Here is an 8499-nt window from a genome sequence, read left to right as displayed (position 1 = left end):
TGCGCTGTGCCTTGTGAACTGCAAACTAAAAATTTTGCTTCGCAAAATTTTACAACTATGAACTGTAGTCTTTCTTGTAAATCTACATGTGTTTTTTATAAAGTCTATTTATTGCACTAAATACTGCTTTTATTGATGCTATAGTTATATTACTATCTACTCCAACACCAAAGGTTGTTTTAGAATTATCTAGTCTTTTCATCTCAACATAAGCTGCAGCTTTAGCTTCAGAACCTTCACCTAAAGAATGTTCTGCATAATCTAGTATTGTGGTTTCTACTAAATTACTTTTAATTAATGCTTTCTTTAATGAATCTATAGGTCCATTTCCTTCTGCTATAAAGCTCTTTTCTTCCCCATTAAATAAGAAAGTAACATTTATTTTAGTATTTTGAGATTCGAAGTCTAAACTATCACTATCTTCAATCTTAAACTTTAATAGTTTAAATGGGCCTACAAAATCTAAATACTCGTCTCTAAACTTTTCCATAATTACTTTTGGTGATATTTCTCCATGCTTTTCTGTTACCTTTTGTATTATATCTCCAAACTCTTTATGCATACTCTTAGGCATCTTATATCCAAAATGACTTTCTAATACGAAGGCCACTCCACCTTTTCCTGATTGGCTGTTTATTCTTACTAAGGCTTCATATTCTCTTCCTAAATCAGTAGGATCTATAGGTAAATATGGAACTTCCCAAGTATTTTGGTTTCTTTCTATATACTTTTTCATTCCCTTATTTATTGCATCTTGATGTGAACCTGAAAATGCAGTAAATACAAGTTCTCCTGCATAAGGATGTCTTATATGAACAGGTATTTTGCAACACTTTTCATAAACATCTATTATTTTATTTATATTATCTAATTGTAAGTTTGGACTTATTCCATGAGAAAACATATTATATGCTAAATTTAATATATCAACATTTCCTGTTCTTTCTCCATTTCCAAATAAAGTACCCTCAACTCTATCTGCACCTGCTAACATTGCAAGTTCTGCAGTTGCAACTCCTGTGCCCCTGTCATTATGTGGATGCACGCTTAAAATTACTCTATTTCTATTGCTAAAATTTCTACTCATCCATTCTATCTGATCTGCAAATACATTTGGTGTATCCATTTCTACTGTTGATGGTAAGTTTATAATTACCTTATTTTTATCATCTGCTCCCCAAGTATCTAATACAGCTTCACATACTTCTAATGCATAATCAACTTCTGTTCCTGTAAAACTTTCTGGTGAATATTCTAAATATAATTTTCCATTAAAAGACTTAGCATACTCTTTAACTAGTTTTGTTCCCTCTACTGCTATAGACTTGATTTCCTCTTTGCTCATATTAAAAACAACATCCCTTTGAAGTATCGATGTAGAATTATATATATGAACTATAGCCTCTTTTACCCCCTCTAAAGCTTCAAATGTTCTTTGTATTAAATGTGGCCTAGCTTGTGTTAAAACTTGAACCTTCACCCCTTCAGGAATCAAGTTGTTTTCTACTAAAATTCTCAAAAAGTCGAATTCTATTTGTGAAGCTGATGGAAATCCAATTTCTATTTCTTTAAATCCTAATTCTATTAAAAGATTAAACATTTTTATTTTTTCTTCTACTGTCATAGGATTAATTAATGCTTGATTTCCGTCTCTCAAATCAACACTACACCATATAGGTGATTTTTTGATTTCATTATCTGGCCATGTTCTTTCCTTTAATTTAATCGTTTGAAACTTCTTGTACTTTTTATAATTCATTTAAATGCCCCCTTATTTATAAATATAGAAAGTAAAAAACCGCATAAACCTACTCCTAATTGGAGCGATTTACGCGGTACCATCCAAGTTTTAACTTAATTAAAATAACAGCATAACAATGCCGGCAAAACCTACTTCCCCATTCAGTCTTGCAGCTCCTGAGCGAGTTCAAAAGCGATAATACGTGGGCTTTCACCATTCCCCTACTCTCTTTAATATCTCTTACTTTTTACTACTCTCATTCTAAGCTTTTCAATATTTAATTAATCAGTAATATACTATAAATTTATCCTTTTGTCAAATATTTCTAAGGTATCTTATTAATTTTATATTTCAACTCGTCCTCTTATCTCTCCATTATAAAAAGCTTTAATATTTTTAATTACTTCTTCAAATAATCTTTCCCTTGCTTCTACGCTTGCCCAAGCAATATGTGGTGTTAAAACTAAATTGTCCTTATTTTTGATAGAGGTTAATGGATTATCTTCTTTAATAGGCTCTACTTCAAATACATCTAAAGCAGCACCAGCAATAAGTTCTTCATCTATTGCCATTGCTAAATCACCTTCAATTACTATTGGCCCTCTCCCCATATTAATTAATATAGCTGACTTTTTCATCTTATTAAGAGCATTATAATTTATTAAACCTTTCGTATCTTGATTTAATGGAGCATGAATAGAAATTATATCTGATAAACTTAATAATTCATCAAAATTCACTCTCTTATACTCACTATTTGAATTTTTTCCTGAAGTAGAGTAATAAATTACATTAACTCCAAATGCTTCTGCTATCTTGGCTACTCTTTTTCCTATTGCGCCAAAGCCTATGATTCCCCATGTCTTACCTTCTAATTCATAAAAAGGCTTATTTAAATTAGTGAAAAGACCTGATTTTGCATAGTCTCCAGATTTAACATAATTGTCATAATAAGATATTTTATCATATAAAGATAATACTGTGGCAAAAGTATGTTGAGCAACGGTATTAGTTGAATATCCTGCAACATTTGTAACTGCAATATTATTATTTCTTGCATATACTATATCGATATTGTTAAATCCAGTAGCAGTTTCACATATTAGTTCTAAATTCTCAGCTTCCTTTAAATTATTCTCATTTAATACTATCTTATTAGTTAAAACTATATTAGCGTCTTTTATCCTTTCTACTACATCTTCTGGTTTTGTGGTATCATAATAAGTTACTTCTCCAAACTCTTTCAATTTAGAAAAATCTAATTCCCCTAAAGTTTTTCCATCTAAAATTACTATTTGCTTCATTTTGCCCTCCTAATTATAATAAATTTAAAATATCCATTGGTTTATCTATAAAATAATCTGGATTAGATTCTTTTAATTTATCTATTCCTATAAAAGTATAATTTACTGCACAAGTTTTACATCCTGCTGATTTCCCGCAATATATATCATAATAACTATCTCCAACCATAATAGCTTCATTTGGTTCTATTCCTAATTCACTACATGCTTTAAGCGCTGGATCTGGATTTGGTTTATGAAGAGTTGTTGATTCTGGTGTTATAATTACATCCATGAAATCATATATTTCTGCTATCTTCATTCCTCTTACAGCAAGTTCTTCTCTTTTTGATGTTACTATACCTATTTTAATTTTCTTTTTCTTAAGATTAGTTAAAAGCTCTTTAACTCCATCAAATGCAAAACACATCTTATCATGTATTCCCTCATTATACTCTCTATAGTATGCTACTAAATCATCAACATTTTCTTCAATTGCATGTCTCATAAAAGGTTCTTTTAAAGGTCTTCCAAAAAAATCTAAAATCTCTTCTTTTTTTAATTCTATTCCTAACTTTTCTTTAAATGTTTTATCAAAAGAATTATAAATTAATTCATTTGTATCTAACAAAGTTCCATCTAAATCAAATAACACAGCTTTTATCATAATATCCTCCTAGTATAAAAGTAAGTTATGGAGATGTTTCAAAGACATTTCCTCATAATACTTTACAATAATAATAACATATAAAATATCCTTGTACAAAATTCAGATAATATTTAATTAAAATAAAAAGATACCTAAATTATATAAAGGCATCCAAAAATATCCATATTCTTATTTTGTATTAAAATAAACTTAATTGTTCATCCTTATACACTTCTCTGTAATTATAAATTATATCATTCATTTTATAAAATAGGCCCAATTTTTCACATTCATTAGCAAATATCTTGTATAAATTTCTAGCATTCGGACTGTTACACATATATTCATTTCCAAATATTTATATATATCTTTCTTTAATTCCAGGAAAGGCTTTGTTTAGCATGTCGAAAAAATAATCTCTTTGGTTTGATCTTAAAGTGACTCCAAAAGCAGGATAAATAAACTTAGCTCCATTTTTTTGCGCCAGTCTTACAATACTAATTATATTTTCTTCACTATCATTAATAAATGGTAAAATAGGCATTAATAATATTCCTGTATAAATTCCCTCATCTGTTAATCTTTTTATCGTTTCAAACCGCTTAGAAGTAACTGCAACATTTGGTTCAATTTTTCTACACAAATCATCTTGTGCTGTTGTAATTGTGATTTTACAAAGTACAGGTGAATGACTTTTAATTCTTTTTAAAATATCAATATCTCTTGTGATTAAATTACTTTTTGTTGCAATTGAGACTCCAAAACCGTTATTATCAATGGCTTCCAATGCACTACGAGTTAAAGAGTACTTTTTCTCAAAAGAATTGTACGGATCGCTCATAGCACCAGTCCCAATAACTCCTTTTTTCCTTTTAGATTTTAATTCTCTTCTTATTAGTTCTATTGAATTTTCTTTAGCCCTAACAATTTCAAAGTTATCTATACCATAGCAGTCACTTCTACTATCGCAATATATACATCCATGATTGCAACCCTTATATATATTCATATTATAATTAATTCCAAACCAATTATTACCTTCTCTATATCCAGATAAAATACTTTTTGCAGGTATATAATTCATATATATCTCTCCTAAATAAGTCCTTTTTCTATAATAAGTTTATTAAACTTATTTTCTGATAATATTTCATTTGTTATAAATTCTCCATTATAAAATAAACTATACGTTGTAAATGGGCATGGAGAACTTTGAGCTTGTTCTTTAGTTTCAAAGTTAATTATCTTTATATCAATTTTCTTTTCACTTGAAATTTTTCTTATTAAATCAACATATTTGCTTGCATGAGGACATTGATTTGAATAATATAATGTTAATCCATTCTCATCATTTTTTCCATACTTAACATGATTTTTAAACTTAGGTGAATCATACTTATCCGAAAATGGTAAATATAATAACTCATAATAAGGATTGGCGATATCACATACTTTAAAGCCTTTATATTTCAAATAATCTGGATCTGATAAAAATGGCATTTTCTTTTTTGAAGAAAGTGTAATAATTCCATTTTTTCCTCTTTTCTTACAATTATCAATACATTCATTTAATAATCTATTAGCATAGCCTCTCCCCTTAAACTTTCCAGATACCCAAAAACAATTTATAAACATATAATTTTCACCTTCAATAGGTGCCCATGCATTTTCTACTGGAATGTATTCTATAAATGCTTTTCCTCTCACATTTATTTTATTAAATATTAGCCCGTCATCAAATCTTTCCTTAAGCCATTCTTTTTTTAAATAAACTCCACAGTCACCTTTTTTATCTGATAAAGAACAACAAATATGTTCACATTCAATATTATCATAATTTAATGTTATGATTTCCTCCATTACTTCCTCCTAACAGGGTGTCTTATGACAGTTTTCATTTTTTCTTTGTTAACTTTTCTTGGATCTGATAAATAAATTTCGTGATGTCTTCTAATTTTACCATCTTGGCTAGTCTTACTAATATCATTACTTAAATTGTTTTCTGCAATATATTTATCAATTTTTTCAGTAGTAGAATATTCTTGATCAAATGAACCTATATGCATACATTGAACACACAAACCCTCATTAAATATTTCAAGCCTTGCTTTAGATATATCAACATTAGGCTTTTTCTTTTTTAATTCCTCACAAGCAAAGTCAAATATTTCTTGTGTTACAAATTCAGGTTGTCGTATCATAGAGGTCCAAATATATTTATGTTTTTTACTAAAATCCATATCATCATCTTTTAACCACCATAACCCTTCAAGAGGTGGAACAACATAATCAAAATAATTTTCTATCTCATTTCTTATATTCTTATTCATCTTTATTGTATAAGATAAACCATATAGTAATTCAATGGCATCTTGATACTCTCCATCTTTATTATTGGGATCTCCTTGTCCATCTACCATTATAAATGTCATTGAAGGTACTGCTATTTCTATAGGTTGTGTTTTGGGTAAATATAAATCTTTAAACGCCTTTTTATAATCTAATTTATCCATCTTAATTCTCCTTTTACTTTTCTTATATAAATAAAAATAAATTATATTAAAATAAATATTTATAATATCTCTTCTAAATATTTATTAAAATCCATTGATAAATTAATTTTATTTTTTATTCTACTTTCACCTTTTCCATCAATAGTTGCCTTAGTCATAAGCATAAGATTTTCAGCTGCATCTTTAGAAAATCCTGATTCTAACAATGTTTTTTCCCATTCACTTGGCACTATTAGCTGTAAATCAACTTTTTTATTTAAGGTTTCTTCAAATATTTCTGCTATTTCTGATGGACTATAATCTTTTGGGCCTAAAATCTCATATATTCTTTCTTGATGCCCCTGATTAATAATTACATTTGCTAAAAATTTAGAGACATCTATTGGGGAAATCATTGGTAACCTCATATTAATAGGAAAGAATGTTGGAAGAATCCCATATTCTTTGATTAAGTCCATATATCCAATCCAATTACTAAAATAATATGTTGGTCTTACAAAAATCTGTTTAATATCTAAATCTAAAAATGCATTTTCTAACATATATGAAGCCATAAGATTACCGGTTTTTTCTTTATTATGAGCTCCCATAGAAGATAATCCAACAATTTTAGTAATATCTGATGATAAAATTGCTTCTCTATAATTATCTATAATAATTTTTGTTTCTTTCAAAAAATTATTACTTTGTGGATTTTCAGGCGTTAATAAAAAAACTGTTTTACCCCCACTAAAAGCTTTTTTTAATTCATCTAAATTAAAATAATCTGCAATAGCAATTTCAGCACCTATTTTTTTCAACTTTTCGGCTTTAGCTTCATCTCTAATAACAGCTCTTACCTTTTCACCTTGCTTTAATAAGTTTTCAACAAGCATATAACCTATTTGTCCTGTTGCTCCTAATATTATATTCATAATCTACCTCCAATTATATAAATAATCTATTATTAGAAGTCAATAATGAACTTCTATATAATTGACTATAGTTATATTATATAGATATTAATATGACACCATTATGTCATATTAATATCTATTTAGAGAATTTATTAACTTACTTTTTATTTCCTCTCTTATATGCAAAGGTTCAAGAATCTCTATATTCTCCCCAAAAGACATTAGGTATCCAAACATCCAATCGCCTACTGGAAAATCTAAATTAACTATATAATCTCCATTATCATCTAGAGAGTAATTTTGAAACTCATCAAATACCCTAAATGCTAGTTTCTTATTTATTCTTACTTTTACATGTACTAATTCTTTAGAATATCCTATATCCTTTTCTGTAAATATTTTATTAGGAACAACTCTAGCAAACCTTTCTGAAATTACATTTACACTCTTCATTCTTGTAAGTTTAAAAAATCTATTATCCTCTTTTTTTCTACAATAAGCATATAAATACCACCCCTGCCCCTTAAAAACTAATTTTAATGGTTCAACAATACGCTCTAGTAACTCTCCATTTGCATTAAAATACTCAAAAGATATTAAATTCTTATTTATTATGGAGTTCTTTATAACTGTAAATTTTTCTCCTAAATCATTATTTTTATCCCAATTTGAAAAATCAACTTCAATCCAATTCTCGTTATTTCCTCCTAAAAATGAATTTAATTTAGACAAAGCTCCATTAAACTCATCTTTATTAACAGCATTTAACCCTTGCATAGCTGCTAATATTTCTTTCCTTTCTTCTTGTGTTAAAATTGCTTTATTTAATATAAAATCTGCTAAAAGACTTATTCCTCCGCCTTTTCCCTTAGTCATATAAATGGGAACTCCTGCCTCTGACAAATTTTCTATATCCCTATAAATAGTTCTTTGAGAAACTTCAAAATGGTCAGCTAATTCCTTTGCTGTAATATTCTTTTTATCTAATAAAATATATATTATTTCAAATAGTCTATTTCCCTTCATTTTTACCACCTAAACTTACCTTATAATAATTACTTAATAATATCTTTATATAATAAAAAAAGACTACATTCTATAATTTCTTACTAGTAATGTAGCCCAAAGTTCAACTTGTTCTTCTTATATAAATTTATAAATTACTTTTGATTTTACTACCGATATCCCAATTTCACTTTTAGAAAGGAATATCTATAAACAATAAATTCTATATGATTTTCATAAATTAAATAATTTATTTTGGTGCAGATGGCGGGACTTGAACCCGCACGAGGATTCCTCGTCACCCCCTCAAGATGATGCGTCTGCCATTCCGCCACATCTGCATAATATATTCATATACTATATTCTAATTTATATAAAATAATTTTTCAATATATATATATATTAAATTATA

At 27.9% G+C, this 8499-nt stretch carries 7 protein-coding genes, 1 tRNA gene, 1 pseudogene and 1 other annotated feature; all 9 genes and pseudogenes read right to left on the bottom strand.

Annotated elements, in window-relative coordinates; all coding sequences use genetic code 11:
- Positions 1-82: 82 nt before the first annotated feature.
- Entirely contained in the window at positions 83-1759 is a 1677-nt protein-coding gene (leuA, locus tag AAT22_RS18475) for a 2-isopropylmalate synthase (protein WP_047002339.1), read from the bottom strand.
- Between the two features lie 57 nt (positions 1760-1816).
- Positions 1817-2014, bottom strand: a binding site (T-box leader).
- A 71-nt stretch (positions 2015-2085) separates the two neighbouring features.
- Complete coding sequence (locus AAT22_RS18470; protein ID WP_047002338.1) at positions 2086-3045, bottom strand: D-2-hydroxyacid dehydrogenase; 960 nt, start codon at positions 3043-3045, stop codon at positions 2086-2088.
- A 13-nt stretch (positions 3046-3058) separates the two neighbouring features.
- Positions 3059-3691: a pyrophosphatase PpaX gene (ppaX, locus tag AAT22_RS18465; protein ID WP_016207132.1), complete on the bottom strand. Its 633-nt coding sequence runs from the start codon at positions 3689-3691 to the stop codon at positions 3059-3061.
- A 181-nt stretch (positions 3692-3872) separates the two neighbouring features.
- Positions 3873-4757 (bottom strand): annotated as a pseudogene (locus AAT22_RS18460) (radical SAM protein).
- 11 nt (positions 4758-4768) lie between these two features.
- Positions 4769-5533 carry a GNAT family N-acetyltransferase gene (locus tag AAT22_RS18455; RefSeq protein ID WP_047002337.1) on the bottom strand — a complete coding sequence of 255 codons (765 nt, stop codon included), beginning with the start codon at positions 5531-5533 and terminating at the stop codon, positions 4769-4771.
- The gene (locus AAT22_RS18450; RefSeq protein ID WP_047002336.1) at positions 5533-6186 is read right to left on the bottom strand and encodes a GyrI-like domain-containing protein; all 654 of its coding nucleotides are present in this window, start codon (positions 6184-6186) and stop codon (positions 5533-5535) included. The genes AAT22_RS18455 and AAT22_RS18450 overlap by 1 nt, the downstream gene beginning before the upstream one ends.
- 59 nt (positions 6187-6245) lie before the next feature.
- Positions 6246-7100, bottom strand: a complete 855-nt coding sequence (locus AAT22_RS18445) for an NmrA family NAD(P)-binding protein (RefSeq protein ID WP_047002335.1) — start codon at positions 7098-7100, stop codon at positions 6246-6248.
- 111 nt (positions 7101-7211) lie between these two features.
- Complete coding sequence (locus AAT22_RS18440) at positions 7212-8108, bottom strand: YafY family protein (RefSeq protein WP_047002334.1); 897 nt, start codon at positions 8106-8108, stop codon at positions 7212-7214.
- A gap of 235 nt (positions 8109-8343) precedes the next feature.
- Positions 8344-8428: transfer RNA gene (locus tag AAT22_RS18435), tRNA-Leu, on the bottom strand.
- Positions 8429-8499 lie beyond the last annotated feature (71 nt).

The sequence above is a fragment of the Clostridium sp. C8 genome, from assembly GCF_001010885.1.
GTDB lineage: Bacteria > Bacillota > Clostridia > Clostridiales > Clostridiaceae > Clostridium > Clostridium sartagoforme.
Note: the sequence above shows the minus strand (reverse complement) of the source record. Positions and strands in the feature narration are given on the sequence as shown.

What these genes read in the sequence shown, in the direction of transcription:
- leuA (WP_047002339.1), bottom strand. Translation starts at nt 1,759, where the DNA reads ATGAATTATAAAAAGTACAAGAAGTTTCAAACGATTAAATTAAAGGAA.
- ppaX (WP_016207132.1), bottom strand. Translation starts at nt 3,691, where the DNA reads ATGATAAAAGCTGTGTTATTTGATTTAGATGGAACTTTGTTAGATACA.
- AAT22_RS18440 (WP_047002334.1), bottom strand. Translation starts at nt 8,108, where the DNA reads ATGAAGGGAAATAGACTATTTGAAATAATATATATTTTATTAGATAAA.
- AAT22_RS18450 (WP_047002336.1), bottom strand. Translation starts at nt 6,186, where the DNA reads ATGGATAAATTAGATTATAAAAAGGCGTTTAAAGATTTATATTTACCC.
- AAT22_RS18455 (WP_047002337.1), bottom strand. Translation starts at nt 5,533, where the DNA reads ATGGAGGAAATCATAACATTAAATTATGATAATATTGAATGTGAACAT.
- AAT22_RS18470 (WP_047002338.1), bottom strand. Translation starts at nt 3,045, where the DNA reads ATGAAGCAAATAGTAATTTTAGATGGAAAAACTTTAGGGGAATTAGAT.
- AAT22_RS18445 (WP_047002335.1), bottom strand. Translation starts at nt 7,100, where the DNA reads ATGAATATAATATTAGGAGCAACAGGACAAATAGGTTATATGCTTGTT.